Genomic DNA, 13,565 nt, shown 5'->3' with positions numbered 1-13,565 from the left:
CCGCTTGGGTCGTCGGAGACGCGCGTTGAGACTGTTCGTCGAAGTGGGACACGCCTCGGCAATCGCGCTGGTCCTCGTTTCGGTCTGCGGTATTGCCCGCGCCGATACGGTGCTTGACAATTGGCGGTTCGACACGGCCGAGGACGGTCTCGTCACGGCATCGCTCTATGCCACCAACAAGCTGATCACAGGCGGCGGCGCGTTGAGCTACAGCCCGATCCTGACCATTGGTTGCCGGGCAGACAGCGAACCGCGCTGGACCGAATGGCTGCAACTGAACGACACCGTTTCGGCCAGCCGGAAGATCACCGTGTCGGTCACGCTCGACCAGGGCGGCAAGTTCGATGAAAGCTGGTCGGTCGGGCCGCGCGGCCGCAGGCTGATGCGCGACGGCGCCGACGGCATCAAACGGCTCGGCGCCGCAAACCGACTCCAGCTTTCCTGGCGGTTCGGGTTGCTGTCGGGGCGAGGGGAGGCCGATTTCAACCTCGCGGGGTTCGATGAAGCCGTCAGCCAGGTTGCCGGCAGCTGCAACACGAATGTACCCTGAGCCGCTGCAGACGACCTAAACCTTTGCGCGGCCGACCTCTTCTACCCGCCGGCCAGAATCCGTGGTACATAGGTGCCGTAATTCCATTTGGGGGAGAATCCGATAATCTGTTCTGCCGTGCAAGGCGCGTCGCCGGCGGCCCCGGTATGTGCAGATTATCTCAGGCACATTTGACGATCAGGGAGGAAAAGTCATGCGTTTGGTCGCGTTTTTCGCCGTCGTGTCTGTTGCAACCTTCGTTGCCAATCCATCGCAGGCTCAGGATGCTGCGGCTGGCGAGAAGGTCTTCACCAAATGCAAGGTCTGCCACGTCGCAGACGAGGACAAGAACAAGATCGGTCCATCGCTGCATGGCGTCATCGGCCGCGTCGCCGGCACGCATCCGGATTTCAAATATTCCGATGCCATGATCGCGGCCGGCAAATCCGGCGTCAAATGGGACGAACCAACACTGACCACCTATCTTCACGATCCCAAGGCCATGGTCAAAGGGACCAAGATGGCGTTTCCCGGCCTCAAGAACGATGCAGACGTGGCCAACGTCATTGCCTATCTGAAAACGTTCTCCAAGTGACCTGGCTCGCTCGCGCGCATCCATCGGTCCGAGATGTCGACTAGGGAAAACCGCCTCAAGGATACCGGCATCCGTCTCTCGGAAGCGACGGCGGGTGATTTCTTCGCGCTTTTGAAGCCGCGGGTCATGGCGCTTGCCGTATTCACCGCCTTCGTTGGCCTGATGGCGGCGCCTGGCGCGATGAACCCGGTCATCGCGGTGATTGCAATCGGTGCGATCGCGATTGGAGCAGGAGCGGCCGGGGCCCTTAACATGTGGTACGACGCGGACATCGACGCGCTGATGTCGCGCACATCAAAGCGGCCGGTGCCGTCGGGCCGCGTCACGCCGGGTGAAGCTCTCGGCTTCGGCCTGGTGCTCTCCGCGCTTTCGGTCATGACGCTCGGCGTGCTGGTGGACTGGCTTGCCGCATCGCTGCTGGCCTTCACCATCTTCTTCTACGTCGTCATCTATACGATGTGGCTGAAGCGCTCGACGCCGCAGAACATTGTCATCGGCGGCGCGGCGGGTGCCCTTCCTCCTGTCATTGGCTGGGCGGCTGCAACCGGCGCCGTCAGCGCTGAAAGCGTCATCCTGTTTCTGATCATCTTTCTGTGGACGCCGCCGCATTTCTGGGCGCTCGCGCTGTTCAAGGTCGGCGACTACGCCGCTGCCGGCATCCCGATGATGCCGAACGTGGCCGGTCAGGCCTCGACCAGAAAACAGATGTTTGCCTATTCACTGCTGCTGGCGCCAATTGGCGTGCTGCCCTGGGCGTTCGGATTCGCGAGCGGGTTATATGGAATTGCCTCGGCCGCATTGGGCGCGGGGTTCATCTGGCACGCATGGAAGGTTCTGGTGGTTCCCGACAAGGAGATGAAGCCTGCAAAGGCGCTGTTTGCCTTCTCGATTTTTTATCTTTTCGCGATCTTTGCCATACTGCTTGCCGACACCATCGCAACGCGAGCGTTCATGTCAGCTGAGGTTGACGGCATAAAGGAAACCCGCCGGATCGATATGGCCGAACTGTAATTGCTGCATTGAAGACGTTGCAGACCAGGGCCTGCCCGAACATCACGATGGTATTGCGCAGAATCCCAGGATCAGCAGGGCCACTATGCCAAGGCCGAGTATGAGAAGCGTCCTTCCGTCCATGACCTTCAACCTTTGCGCGGCCAAAAAGGGCGCGCGGCGCTGTATCAGAATAGCGAAAAAGGCCTAACAGAGCTAGTCAGACCGCTCGAGGGTAGTGGCTCAGTTTGAAATTTGACGCCGCGTTTGTCGCATCAGACCCTGACCTGCTTCGTGCAATGCATGGGAGTGGCAATGAAGCTTGAGAGCACCCTTACTTGCCCAGAGTGCGGCCATCAGTCTGTGGAAACGATGCCGACCGACGCTTGCGTTCACTTCTACGAATGCAAAAACTGCGGCGTACTCTTGAAGCCGTTAGCGGGTGATTGCTGCGTTTTCTGCTCATATGCCGATCTGCCATGCCCGCCGCTTCAGGAGAATAGCCAAGCCAACCGCACTAAAAGCCAGAAGCGCCCGCCGATGTGATCGGGCAACGTCGTCCGCGTTATGCGCATCGCCGCCGGCGAGGAGGCCGACGACATCAAACTGAGACGCTACCCGCCGGAGCTCTTCTGACAAAGGGCGACAAGTCCCTGGCAAGAGAGTATGTTGATTCCGGTGCAGGTCGCGGTTTTGCGTGGCCAGTCTCGCAGAACGACAGCACCGCTAAACCGCGACCTTACCGGACCTGGTCTGGAGGGAATGGTCATGGCAAGCTTTCATGTGATCGCAGGCGCCAGCGAAACGCTGGAACATACCAAAATTCGAAAAATCGGTGTTTCCGACCTTTTCGACGCGCTCAAACGGGGCGTCGACGATTTCATGGTCAAACCATCGCACATCGTTTTTCTCTGCCTGATCTATCCGCTCGTGGGTGTCGTGCTCGCCGCCTGGACTTCGGGCGCCAATGCGTTGCCGTTGTTGTTTCCGCTGGTCTCCGGTTTCGCGCTGATTGGCCCCTTCGCGGCGATCGGCCTCTATGAAATCAGCCGCAGGCGGGAAGTCGGTCTCGACACCTCCTGGAGACACGCTTTCGAGGTCAGGAATTCTCCGGCGCTGCCGGCCATCGCAGCGGTCGGAATCATGCTGTTTGCAATCTTCATCGCCTGGCTTTTGACGGCGCAGATGTTCTACCAATATCTTTTCGGCCCGGCGCCGCCGGAATCGATATCCGGCTTCATCAATGAAATATTTGCCACCGGCCGCGGCTGGACGCTGATCATCCTTGGGCACGTCATCGGCTTCGTCTTCGCAGTGGTGGTGTTGTGCACAACGGTCGTCGCCTTCCCATTGTTGCTCGACCGCGACGTCGGCGCCTACGAAGCCATCCACACCTCGGTGCGTGCGGTGCTGGCGAACCCGATCACCATGGCTGTCTGGGGACTGATCGTCGCCGTTGCCCTGATCATCGGCTCGCTGCCGGTGTTCGCCGGACTGGCCGTCGTATTGCCGATCCTCGGTCACGCCACCTGGCATGTCTACCGCAAGGTCGTGGAGTCGCCCGCCAGACCGGCGAGTTGAGGAAGGTTCTGCCGGACTGCACCGGCCGGGGTGCCGGTGCAGTTTGATCGAAGCCGTCAATAAGCCGGGTGGCTGAAGCTGGCCTGGTATGCGCCCATGGTCAAGCTGCGGAAATCCTTGCCGCTGACATGCACCAGCGTTCTATGGTCGCCGCCTTCGAAGTAGATATCGGCAGCATCGCCAAGGCTTTCATCGACAATCACCGGGACATCATAGGCTGCGCCGATCGGCGGGATGGCTCCGGTGTCGCAATCACCGAAGAGCGAAATCACCTCGTCTTCAGAGGCGAGTCCGAGACGTTTGTCCATGACGTCTTGCAACCTGCCAAGTTCGATCCTGTGGGTGCTTGGGACCACGGCCAGCGTGTAGCCAAGCTCGTGGTGAACGACCACGGATTTTGCCATGATGCTACCGGGCACATGCGCGGCTATGGCCGACTGCCGGCTTGTTGACGTGCGATGATGAGCGACGGTGTCGTAGGAAATACCCTTGCCGTCGATGAAGTCTTTCAGCCTGGTTGCGATCGTCATCTTGGCCTCCTTGCCGGAGTTCGCGACGCACGGGTTTGCGCGTCAGTGCCCGGATCCGAAAAACGCCAGCCTGGTGAAAAGGGTGTAGTCGGCTTCGAAGACCATCATTGTCGTGAACACCAGCACCAGTATCGGCGGCAGGATGATCGCGTAGGCCAGCGCCAGCCGCTCCCAGGCCATGTGCATGAAGACGGCCACGATCAGCCCTGCCTTGAGGATCATGAAAATCAGGATCAGCGACCATCTGAGATAGCCCTGCAGGCCGAAATAATCGACCAGGTAGGAGCAGGTGCTGAGGATGAACAGCCATGCCCAGACCACCAGATAGAGCTTGATCGGATGTTCCTGATGCTCGTCGGCGTGGGCGACGGCCGCCGGCGCCTCATGTGCATGACCAGCATGCAGCGCGTGTTGTCCGAGGCCGTTTGCGGTTGCTTCTGCCATGTCTGCCTCTCACCAAAGATAGAAGAATGCGAAGATGAACACCCAGACCAGGTCGACGAAGTGCCAGTACAGCCCCATGATCTCGACGTTCTCGTAGCGGCCCGTGCGGCTGGTGAAGAAGCCGCGCCGTCCGGTGTCGAAATCGCCGCGCCAGACCTTTCGCGCCACGATGATCAGGAAGATCACCCCAATCGTCACATGAGTGCCGTGGAAACCGGTGATCATGAAGAAAGACGAACCGAATTGTGCCGCGCCCCAGGGATTGCCCCAGGGCCGCACCCCTTCAGTGATCAGCTTGGTCCATTCGAAGGCCTGCATGCCGACAAAGGTCGCGCCGAGTGCCGCGGTCAGAAGCATGAGGATTGCCGTCTTGCGGCGGTCGCGGCGATAGCCGAAATTGACAGCCATGGCCATCGTTCCGCTGCTTGAGATCAGCACGAAGGTCATGATGGCAATCAGGATAAGCGGGATATCCGAGCCGCCGATGCGAAGCGCAAAGACTTCGCTCGGATTGGGCCACGGCACGCGTGTCGACATACGCGCGGTCATGTAGGAGAGCAGGAAGCAGCCGAAGATGAAGGTGTCGCTGAGCAGGAAGATCCACATCATGGCCTTGCCCCAGGACACGTTCTTGAACGCACGCTGATCCGAGGACCAGTCGGCGGCAATGCCTTGCCAGCCTGAGGGCCGCGGCTCCGTCTTGCCGATCTGCGTCAGTGTCTCTGCCATCCGCTTGATCCCTTCAGGTCAGCAACTGTCGGCAAATGTCGATGAACGTAGCGGCCCAGCCGGCCAGCAGGGCAAAGATGGCGAGCCAGACGAAGAGCAGGAAATGCCAGTACATGGCGCACAGTTCGACGCCGAGGCGAAGCCGCTCGGGTCGTGCTCCGTTCCATGCGCCGACAGTTGTTCTGCCCAGGCCCACCAGCCCGCCCAGTATGTGCAGGCCATGCATGCCGGTGATCAGGTAGAAAAAGCTGTTGGCCGGATTCGAGCTCAGCAGATAGCCGTCGTCGGTCATCTGCCGCCATGCCATGAGCTGTCCGATCAGGAAGGCAAGCGCCGTGAGCCCGGCCGTCGCAAGGCCGAGCCTGACCATGTCGATCTGACCGTTGCGTGCCGCCACCACGGCGCATTGCAGCGCGATGCTGCTCAGGACCAGCACGCCCGTGTTCAGCCAGAGCAGGCGCGGCAGCGGCAGAGGCCGCCAGTCCGACAGGCCCATGCGCATGAAGTAAGCGCTGGTGAACAGCGAAAACAGGCAGCCGACGACGGCGAGGAAGACGCCGAGGCCGATCTTGGCGGTGGGCAGCGCCGACCGGTCGAGGCCGACAAAATCGCCGGCCAGACCTTGTTCTAGCCATGGCTTGGCGGTCAGCCGCTGGTGCGAAAGCCACCATCCGGCAAACCCGGCAATGACGAGCAGGAAGACCAGGATGACGCTCATGCCGGCTCCCTCGAGGGGCCGAAGGTGCCCGGCATGTTCTGCGGGATGAAATCCTCCTTGGCGCCCGGTACGCTGTAGTCATAGGGCCAGCGATAGACGATCGGCAGGTCCTTGCCGAAATTGCCGTGCGTCGGCGGTGTATGCGGCGTCTGCCATTCGAGGGTCGTGGCCCGCCACGGATTGCCGCCGGCCTCGCGGCCATGGCGGATGCTCCAGATCAGATTGAACAGGAACACCATTTGGGCAAAGCCGACGATGAAGGCCATGATGCTGATGAACGAGTTCAGGTGGTGGGCCGACTCCGTCATGATGGTCATGTCGGTCAGTTCAGCGTAGCGCCGCGGCACGCCGATCAGGCCGAGGTAGTGCATGGGGAAGAAAATCAGGTAGGCGCCGAGGAAGGTGACCCAGAAATGGAACCGGCCCAACGTCTCGTCGAGCATCCGGCCGGTGACCTTCGGGTACCAATGGTAGATCGCGCCAAAAACCACGAGGATCGGGGCGACACCCATGACCATATGGAAATGGGCGACGACGAACATCGTGTCGGACAGCGGAACATCGACGACGACATTGCCGAGAAACAACCCGGTCAGCCCGCCATTTACAAAGGTGACGATGAACGCCAGGGCAAAGAGCATGGGTATGGTGAGATGGATGTCGCCCCTCCATAGGGTCAGCACCCAATTGTAGACCTTGATGGCGGTCGGAACGGCGATGATCAGCGTCGTGGTGGCGAAGAAGAAGCCAAAATAGGGGTCCATGCCGCTGACGTACATGTGGTGCGCCCAGACCACGAAGCTCAGCGCGCCAATGCCGACGATGGCCCAGACCATCATCCGGTAGCCGAAGATGTTCTTGCGTGCATGGGTGCTGATCAGGTCGGATACGATGCCGAACGCCGGCAGCGCCACGATGTAGACCTCGGGATGGCCGAAGAACCAGAACAGGTGCTGGAACAGGATCGGGCTGCCGCCATTGTGCTGCAGTTGCTCGCCCATCTCGGAGATCGCCGGCATGAAGAAGCTGGTGCCGAGGGCGCGGTCGAGCAGCATCATCACGCAGGCGACGAACAGCGCCGGAAAGGCGAGCAGGGCCATGACGGTCGCGGTGAAGATGCCCCAGACGGTCAGCGGCAGGCGCATCATTGTCATGCCGCGCGTACGGCCCTGCAGCACAGTCACCACATAGTTCAGGCCGCCCATCGTGAAGCCGATGATGAACAGGATCAGCGAGGACAGCATCAGGATGATGCCCCAGTCCTGGCCGCCAGGTGTGCCGCTCATGATGGCCTGCGGCGGGTAGAGCGTCCAGCCGGCCCCAGTCGGTCCGCCTGGCGCAAAGAAGCTCGACACCAGAACCAGCACGGCGAGAAGGTAGATCCAGTAGCTCAGCATGTTGACATAGGGAAAGACCATGTCACGCGCGCCGACCATCAATGGGATCAGATAGTTGCCAAAGCCGCCGAGGAAGAGGGCGGTGAGCAGGTAGATCACCATGATCATGCCGTGCATGGTGATGAACTGGTAGTAGGCTTCCGGAGTGATGAAGTCGAACGTACCGGGGAAGCCGAGCTGCAGCCGCATCAGCCAGGACAGCACCAGGGCGACCAGGCCTATCCCCGTCGCTGTCGCCGAATATTGGATGGCGATGACCTTGGCGTCCTGCGAGAAGACGTATTTCGTCCACCAACTGTGCGGATGGTAGAGTTCCACCTCCGCGACTTCGGCCGGCGGGATGCCATCTGCAGGCGTGATGTCGACCATAGGAACACCTCCGTGTCCTTTTCAGCGAGACCCGACCGTTTCGAGCTTTGCTGCAATTTTCAAACCTGACGCCGTCGTCTTGCCCGGCGCCTGGTCTGCCGAGCCCGTTTGCTGGGGTGCCGACAACTGGGCGAAAGTCTGCTGCTGGCCAAGCCATGCCAGATAGTCTTGCTGGGTGTCGACCATGACCACACCATGCATCAAAGGATGGCCTTGGCCGCAAAGTTCGGCGCACAAGACCTGAAAGGTTCCGGTCTTGGTCGGGGTGAACCAGAAATAGGTGACCGAGCCCGGGATCATGTCCATCTTGGCGCGGAATTCCGGCACATAGAAATCGTGCAGCACATCGATCGAGCGGAGCAGCATCTTGACCGGCTTGCCGACCGGCAGATGCAGATCAGCCGCCTCGACCACGACATCGTCCTGACCATTGGGATCGCTGGCGATCACGCCCAGCGGATTGTCAGCGGTGACGTCACGGGTGTCGGATGTGCCAAGCTTGCCGTCCTTGCCCGGCAGGCGGAAACTCCACTGCCACTGCTGGCCGACGACTTCGACGTCGGTTGCGTCGCTCGGGACGTTGACAAACCGGCTCCAGACGAACAGGCCGGGAACCAGCAACGCCGTGACCCCAACCGCGGTGACGATCGTCAGCCACGATTCGAGCCGTTTGTTCTCCGGTTCGTAGGCAGCCCGGTTTCCGTCCCGATGACGGAAGCGGAAGACGCAATAGGCCATGAACAGAACCACCGCGGAGAAGACGACGCCGGTGATCCAGAAGGTGATGATGATGGTGTTGTCGATATAGCTCCAGTTCGAGGCAATCGGCGTCCACCACCATGGGCTCAGGAGGTGAAACAACACCGAGCCCACGACGACCAAAACGAGTACAAGCGCTACGGCCATGTCCCGTCCTCCCGGCATTCGAGGGCGCGCGAAGCTGTCCCGGCGAATGCCAAGGTCATCATGCTTGATTTGCGATCGAAATTCCAGAGCCGACTATCTTGACGGGAAAAATGCGCCCTTTTGCCGCCGCGACCTTTCGAAAAGGCCGTTTCCAGGCCCTCATGCTGGATTGGCCTTTCCGCCTGATGGTTGCCGGCAGTTGCAACACCGATTCGCCCCAGATCCGCAGCGCCCGCGTGAATGGCGCTCAAATCAGTTGCAGCGCCGGCAGCCACAACCGTGCGGATCGGTTACGCGCCGACAGCAATCTCCTGGATGAAATCCAGAAGCGCCCTGACCTTCGCCGGCGGGAGGTGGCGCGAGGGGTGATAGGCATAGAGCGGATAGAGTTCCTCCGACCATTCCGGCAGGATCTGAACAAGCTCACCTCGCGACAGTAGAGGCGCCAAGCCGATCGCGAGGCTCTGGAAAATGCCTTGACCGGCCAGGCAAGCGGCGATCGCGACCGAAGGGTCATCCATCACCAGACGACTGGAGACCTTGACCTCCTTGACCTCCCCGCCGCGCCGGAACTCCCAGGGAAAGGGCAGGCCGGTCTGGGGATCGCGGAAGAGAAGCGCTTCGTGTTGGACGAGATCATCGGGTGATCGCGGCTCGCCGTGCTTTTCGAGATAGGCCGGAGCGGCGACCGTCAGGATACGGGTCTCCAGCAGCTTGCGCACGATGAGGGATGACTCATCGGGAGGCCCGAAGCGCACCGCCACGTCGACGCCAGTCATCATCTCCTGGCGATAGTTGCTGGTCAGGAAATCGACCGAAAGCAGGGGATAGCGAACCAGAAACGCCTGCAGCTTCGATGCAAGCACCATACGCGCGAACCACGGGTCCACCGAGACGCGCAGCCGGCCGCGCACGACCGCCGCCGCGCCGGCGGCTTCGGCGGCCGCCTCATCCAGGCCAGCCAGAAGCGGCAGCACCTGCGTGTGGAAGCGGCGGCCTTCCTCGGTGAGGCTGACCTCGCGTGGATTGCGATCGAAAAGCCGCACACCAACCCGCGCTTCCAGGCGCGCGACGGCCCGGCTCACCGCCGACGGCGTCAGGCCGAGCATCTCCGCGGCGCGGGCGAAATTCCCTGCCTCCGTTACCGCTGCCAGGACACCGACACCGGTCAGAAGCCGTGTATCGAAAGCCATTCGATCTCCCTTCGCCCTGCAGGTCTCCGCCGGAGCCTAACGCGATGAGCAGTGAATCTGAGTCACTTTAACACTGATCCTTATGCGCGTGAATCACGTCATGGCACGACTTACAAGGGTGACGTCCTGGCAACGCCGGGGCGAACGGCCGAGCAGATCGGATTTCCTTCGATCCGGAAAGGAGGTTAGCCATGGACCACCTCACACGCAGGACGATGCTTCAGCGCGGCGGAATGCTGGGAGCCATTCTGGCTCTCGATACGGTCAGCCCCGCTTTGGCCAGAACAACGGCGGCCGGTTCGTCCGTGCGGTTCAAGGCGATCGACGCCGCCTTGCGGGAAGGCGTCTCAAAGAACGACGTGGCCGGCGTCATCGCCGTCGCGGCGACACCGAAAGGCATTATCTACGAGGGTGCCTTCGGCAAGGCGAACGTCGCAACGGGCGCACCGATGACGCTCGACACGGTGTTCTGGCTGCTGTCGATGACCAAGGCCTTCACGGCGACGGCCTGCATGCAGCTGATCGAGCAGGGCCGCCTGCATCTGGATGACGACGCGGCGAAATACCTGCCAGAACTGGCCGCGCCGCAGGTTCTCGACGGCTTTGCCGAGGACGGAACGCCGCGGCTGCGGCCGGCCAGGCGTGCGATCAAGGTGCGTCATCTGCTGACGCATACCTCCGGCTACACCTACTCGATCTGGAGCGAGGCTCTGACCCGCTACGAGAAGGCGACGGGCATGCCCGACATCGCGACCTGCAAGAATGCTGCCTTCGCGGCTCCGCTCGAATTCGAGCCTGGCGAGCGGTGGGAATACGGCATCAGCATGGACTGGGTCGGCAAGCTGGTCGAGGCGGTGTCGGATCAGTCGCTCGAGATCTACTTTCGCGAGAATATCTTCGCGCCGCTCGGCATGAAGGATTCAGGCTTTCTGATCGGGGCCGGGCAGAAGCGGCGCGTCGCTACCTTCCACAATCGCCGCGCCGACGGCGGGCTGGAGCCGGCGCCCTTCGAGATGCCGCAGCGGCCGGAGTTCTTCATGGGCGGTGGCGGTGCTTTCTCGACGCCGCGAGACTACATGGCGTTCCTGCAGGCGCTGCTGAACGGAGGCGCGCTGCATGGCGTCCGAATCCTGCGTCAGGAGACGGTCGCCATGATGATGCAGAACCAGATCGGCGAGCTGAACGTCCAGCAGATGCGCTCGGCGCAGCCGTCCTATTCCCGCAGCTTCGACCAGTTCCCGGGACAGTCGCATAAATGGGGCCTGTCTTTCGATATCAACACGCAGCCGGGACCGAACGGGCGCTCCGCCGGCAGCATCGCCTGGGCAGGCCTGCTCAACTGCTACTTCTGGCTCGACCCGGTGAAGCACATCACCGGCGCGCTGTTCACCCAGGTCCTGCCCTTTTTCGACGAGCGGATCGTCGCGCTCTACGGCGAATTCGAGCGCGGTCTCTACCGCGGGCTCGATCTCGCCTGATCCACTACCCCAGACAAACGAGAGATTGGAAAACGACGATGTATGCCATCACCGGAATCACTGGAAAAGTCGGCGGAGCGCTCGGCCGCGCGCTGCTGGAACAGGGCCGGCCTGTCCGCGCCGTGGTCAGGGACGCCAACAAAGGTGAAGAATGGGCGGCACGCGGCTGCGAGGTCGTACTTGCCGGACTTGAGGACGCCGAGGCGCTGACAGCTGCGTTCACCGGCGCCGAGGGGGTCTTCATCCTGCCCCCATCGGAGTTCGACCCCGAGCCCGGCTACCCCGAGGCTCGCAAGGTCATCGACGCCATCGTCGAAGCGCTGAAGGCCGCGCTGCCGGACAGAGTGCTTTGCCTGTCGACGATTGGAGCCGATGCAGCGCAGGACAACCTCTTGTCGCAGCGCACGATGCTGGAAGAGGCGCTCTCGGCGCTCCCGCTGCCGGTGACCTTCCTGAGACCGGGTTGGTTTCTCGAAAACGCAATGTGGGATGTCGCCTCCGCACGCGACACAGGTGTGATCTCGAGCTTCCTGATGCCTGCCGACAAGCCGTTCGCGATGGTCGCGACGAGCGATGTGGGGCGGATTGCGGCAGACCTGATCCAGGAGCATTGGACGGGCAGGCGCGTGGTCGAACTCGAAGGCCCGCGCCGTGTCTCGCCCAACGACCTGGCGATCGCCTTCACCAAGGCGTTGGGACGGCCGGTGCGGGTCGAAACGGTGCCTCGGGACACTTGGGAGGGCCTGTTCCTCTCCCAAGGCATGAAAAATCCGGGCCCGCGCATGCGCATGCTGGACGGCTTCAACGAGGGCTGGATCGACTTCGCCAATCAAGGCGCAAGTGCTGTCAAGGGACGCATTGGCCCCGAGGAAATTATCGCGACGCTTTGTTCAACGTGAAAGTCGAGACCAGAAACAGCAACGCCGCCAGGCAGGCCCGGCGGCGTCTTCCTAGACTGCTGTTTTGCTAGACTGCTGTTTTGGGTCGCGATACCTACGGTGTCCCCGCCTTCTGGAGCGCGTCGGCCATTTGGTCGATCTTGCCGGCAAGGACGCCCTCGGCCCAATCCGTGACATCGGCGTCGACCGGCTTGTTGGCCATGTCCGTCAGCGCCGCGTCGAGCGATGCCTGATCGGTGCCGACCGTTGCAGCGTCAGCTGCCGCCTGGGCCTGGGCGGCCGTCGCGTTGTCGGCGGCGACAACGGCCTGCTGAGCAGCGATCTGATCGTTCAGGTCCTGGATTTGTTCAGGCGTGGCGGACGGGTCCGCCTGCAGCGTGGTCATCTGCGCATTCAGGGCATTCAGCTTATCCTGGGCGTCGTCCGCCGCCGCGGCCGCCTCGTCAGCCGCGATCTGGGCGTTCTTGGCTATCGCGGACTGCGTCACGAAGGCCTGAATGCCGGCGAACTTCTTGCTCTTGGAGTTCATGTAGGCGTTGATGTTGCGCTGCAGCGAGTTCAGCCTGCCAAGCTTGGCATGGATGTTCTTGTCCTTGTGCACGGACTTCGTATTGACCGTGGTGTCGGTCGTTGTGTCCGTTACCGTCTTGGCCGCCCGCCCCGGGGCCGACGCAGACTTGCCATGCGAAGCCCCGCTCTTGCCGTTGCCGCCGGCGTGGCCGTGCCCGTTGCCGTTGCCTCCACCATTGCCGCCAGCATTGCCACCGCCGTTGCCGTGCCCGTTTCCGGCGAGCGCCGGAGACGCCAGAAGCGCCAATGCGGCGAGCGCCGCGAACAGAGTTTTTCGGTTTGTCATGATATCTCCTCCTTGAGGAACCTCCGCCCAACCGCTAGAGCAGCGTCATATGAGGATTCACTAATCGTGCGCAATAAACTTTAGACAAATACGGTTTCACTGCGCGAGCCTGACAACCAACGAACTCCATAACCATTTGATATTACAATATAAATCAGCGCTATGAGACCGTCGCGGCACTGAAGTCCCATACCGGCCAGACCATGGTCCTAGTCTGCCCACCAGCGGCACGGTAACAGTCGTCGAGTGGTTGTCGGAAAGGCGTTGAAACAAGGGAAGTCGGTGGGTGCGATCCAGTGCGGCGCCACCCGACGCGTCACGCGCGAACGCCTAGCTTCTCGCGGCGTACAC

Annotated in this window: 15 protein-coding genes; 7 read left to right on the top strand and 8 right to left on the bottom strand. The window is 61.6% G+C overall.

All coding sequences use genetic code 11. The features are described from left to right. Nucleotides 1-25 precede the first annotated feature (25 nt). The 5 genes from AC1DZP_RS16885 (at nucleotide 26) to AC1DZP_RS16865 (ending at nucleotide 3,695) form a co-directional block, all read left to right on the top strand. Nucleotides 26-550 carry a hypothetical protein gene (locus AC1DZP_RS16885; protein WP_457154086.1) on the top strand — a complete coding sequence of 175 codons (525 nt, stop codon included), beginning with the start codon at nucleotides 26-28 and terminating at the stop codon, nucleotides 548-550. A gap of 193 nt (nucleotides 551-743) precedes the next feature. Beyond that, the gene (locus AC1DZP_RS16880; protein ID WP_184873768.1) at nucleotides 744-1,124 is read left to right on the top strand and encodes a c-type cytochrome; all 381 of its coding nucleotides are present in this window, start codon (nucleotides 744-746) and stop codon (nucleotides 1,122-1,124) included. Between the two features lie 33 nt (nucleotides 1,125-1,157). Continuing rightward, nucleotides 1,158-2,135: a heme o synthase gene (locus AC1DZP_RS16875; protein WP_457154088.1), complete on the top strand. Its 978-nt coding sequence runs from the start codon at nucleotides 1,158-1,160 to the stop codon at nucleotides 2,133-2,135. A gap of 294 nt (nucleotides 2,136-2,429) precedes the next feature. Continuing rightward, a complete protein-coding gene (locus tag AC1DZP_RS16870; RefSeq protein WP_477303899.1) occupies nucleotides 2,430-2,660 on the top strand; it encodes a GDCCVxC domain-containing (seleno)protein in 231 nt (76 codons plus the stop codon). A 222-nt stretch (nucleotides 2,661-2,882) separates the two neighbouring features. Then, a complete protein-coding gene (locus tag AC1DZP_RS16865; RefSeq protein ID WP_457155255.1) occupies nucleotides 2,883-3,695 on the top strand; it encodes a DUF2189 domain-containing protein in 813 nt (270 codons plus the stop codon). Between the two features lie 56 nt (nucleotides 3,696-3,751). On the opposite strand, the gene AC1DZP_RS16860 is transcribed toward AC1DZP_RS16865, so the two are convergent. The 7 genes from AC1DZP_RS16860 to AC1DZP_RS16830 form a co-directional block, all read right to left on the bottom strand. Continuing rightward, nucleotides 3,752-4,225: an aminoacyl-tRNA deacylase gene (locus tag AC1DZP_RS16860; protein ID WP_457155256.1), complete on the bottom strand. Its 474-nt coding sequence runs from the start codon at nucleotides 4,223-4,225 to the stop codon at nucleotides 3,752-3,754. Nucleotides 4,226-4,267: 42 nt separating this feature from the next. Next, a complete protein-coding gene (locus AC1DZP_RS16855; RefSeq protein WP_477227394.1) occupies nucleotides 4,268-4,669 on the bottom strand; it encodes a cytochrome C oxidase subunit IV family protein in 402 nt (133 codons plus the stop codon). Nucleotides 4,670-4,678: 9 nt separating this feature from the next. Continuing rightward, complete coding sequence (locus AC1DZP_RS16850) at nucleotides 4,679-5,398, bottom strand: heme-copper oxidase subunit III family protein (RefSeq protein ID WP_184873772.1); 720 nt, start codon at nucleotides 5,396-5,398, stop codon at nucleotides 4,679-4,681. Between the two features lie 13 nt (nucleotides 5,399-5,411). Further along, a complete protein-coding gene (locus AC1DZP_RS16845) occupies nucleotides 5,412-6,116 on the bottom strand; it encodes a cytochrome c oxidase subunit 3 (protein WP_477303898.1) in 705 nt (234 codons plus the stop codon). Further along, complete coding sequence (gene ctaD / locus AC1DZP_RS16840) at nucleotides 6,113-7,882, bottom strand: cytochrome c oxidase subunit I (RefSeq protein WP_477303896.1); 1,770 nt, start codon at nucleotides 7,880-7,882, stop codon at nucleotides 6,113-6,115. Before ctaD ends, AC1DZP_RS16845 begins: the two co-directional genes overlap by 4 nt. A 21-nt stretch (nucleotides 7,883-7,903) precedes the next feature. Next, complete coding sequence (locus tag AC1DZP_RS16835) at nucleotides 7,904-8,788, bottom strand: cytochrome c oxidase subunit II (protein ID WP_477227391.1); 885 nt, start codon at nucleotides 8,786-8,788, stop codon at nucleotides 7,904-7,906. Nucleotides 8,789-9,078: 290 nt separating this feature from the next. After that, nucleotides 9,079-9,981, bottom strand: coding sequence for a LysR family transcriptional regulator (locus tag AC1DZP_RS16830; RefSeq protein WP_477303895.1), 903 nt, complete (start codon nucleotides 9,979-9,981; stop codon nucleotides 9,079-9,081). A gap of 191 nt (nucleotides 9,982-10,172) precedes the next feature. Between AC1DZP_RS16830 and AC1DZP_RS16825 the strand changes: the two genes are divergently transcribed. Then, nucleotides 10,173-11,459 (top strand): serine hydrolase domain-containing protein, encoded by a 1,287-nt coding sequence (locus AC1DZP_RS16825; protein ID WP_477303893.1) that lies wholly within the window; start codon nucleotides 10,173-10,175, stop codon nucleotides 11,457-11,459. A gap of 38 nt (nucleotides 11,460-11,497) precedes the next feature. Beyond that, nucleotides 11,498-12,358, top strand: coding sequence for an NmrA family NAD(P)-binding protein (locus tag AC1DZP_RS16820; RefSeq protein WP_457153539.1), 861 nt, complete (start codon nucleotides 11,498-11,500; stop codon nucleotides 12,356-12,358). A gap of 94 nt (nucleotides 12,359-12,452) precedes the next feature. On the opposite strand, the gene AC1DZP_RS16815 is transcribed toward AC1DZP_RS16820, so the two are convergent. Next, entirely contained in the window at nucleotides 12,453-13,175 is a 723-nt protein-coding gene (locus AC1DZP_RS16815) for a hypothetical protein (protein ID WP_457153540.1), read from the bottom strand. Nucleotides 13,176-13,565: the final 390 nt, after the last annotated feature.

Source organism: Mesorhizobium sp. P2_F8 (assembly GCF_056403655.1).
This window is presented reverse-complemented; position numbering and strand designations above follow the sequence as displayed.

Excerpts from the sequence above, each read along its gene's own strand:
- AC1DZP_RS16835 (WP_477227391.1), bottom strand. The coding sequence starts at position 8,788 with ATGGCCGTAGCGCTTGTACTCGTTTTGGTCGTCGTGGGCTCGGTGTTG.
- AC1DZP_RS16875 (WP_457154088.1), top strand. The coding sequence starts at position 1,158 with ATGTCGACTAGGGAAAACCGCCTCAAGGATACCGGCATCCGTCTCTCG.
- AC1DZP_RS16820 (WP_457153539.1), top strand. The coding sequence starts at position 11,498 with ATGTATGCCATCACCGGAATCACTGGAAAAGTCGGCGGAGCGCTCGGC.
- AC1DZP_RS16825 (WP_477303893.1), top strand. The coding sequence starts at position 10,173 with ATGGACCACCTCACACGCAGGACGATGCTTCAGCGCGGCGGAATGCTG.
- AC1DZP_RS16860 (WP_457155256.1), bottom strand. The coding sequence starts at position 4,225 with ATGACGATCGCAACCAGGCTGAAAGACTTCATCGACGGCAAGGGTATT.
- AC1DZP_RS16870 (WP_477303899.1), top strand. The coding sequence starts at position 2,430 with ATGAAGCTTGAGAGCACCCTTACTTGCCCAGAGTGCGGCCATCAGTCT.
- AC1DZP_RS16880 (WP_184873768.1), top strand. The coding sequence starts at position 744 with ATGCGTTTGGTCGCGTTTTTCGCCGTCGTGTCTGTTGCAACCTTCGTT.
- AC1DZP_RS16830 (WP_477303895.1), bottom strand. The coding sequence starts at position 9,981 with ATGGCTTTCGATACACGGCTTCTGACCGGTGTCGGTGTCCTGGCAGCG.
- AC1DZP_RS16845 (WP_477303898.1), bottom strand. The coding sequence starts at position 6,116 with ATGAGCGTCATCCTGGTCTTCCTGCTCGTCATTGCCGGGTTTGCCGGA.
- ctaD (WP_477303896.1), bottom strand. The coding sequence starts at position 7,882 with ATGGTCGACATCACGCCTGCAGATGGCATCCCGCCGGCCGAAGTCGCG.
- AC1DZP_RS16855 (WP_477227394.1), bottom strand. The coding sequence starts at position 4,669 with ATGGCAGAAGCAACCGCAAACGGCCTCGGACAACACGCGCTGCATGCT.
- AC1DZP_RS16865 (WP_457155255.1), top strand. The coding sequence starts at position 2,883 with ATGGCAAGCTTTCATGTGATCGCAGGCGCCAGCGAAACGCTGGAACAT.
- AC1DZP_RS16850 (WP_184873772.1), bottom strand. The coding sequence starts at position 5,398 with ATGGCAGAGACACTGACGCAGATCGGCAAGACGGAGCCGCGGCCCTCA.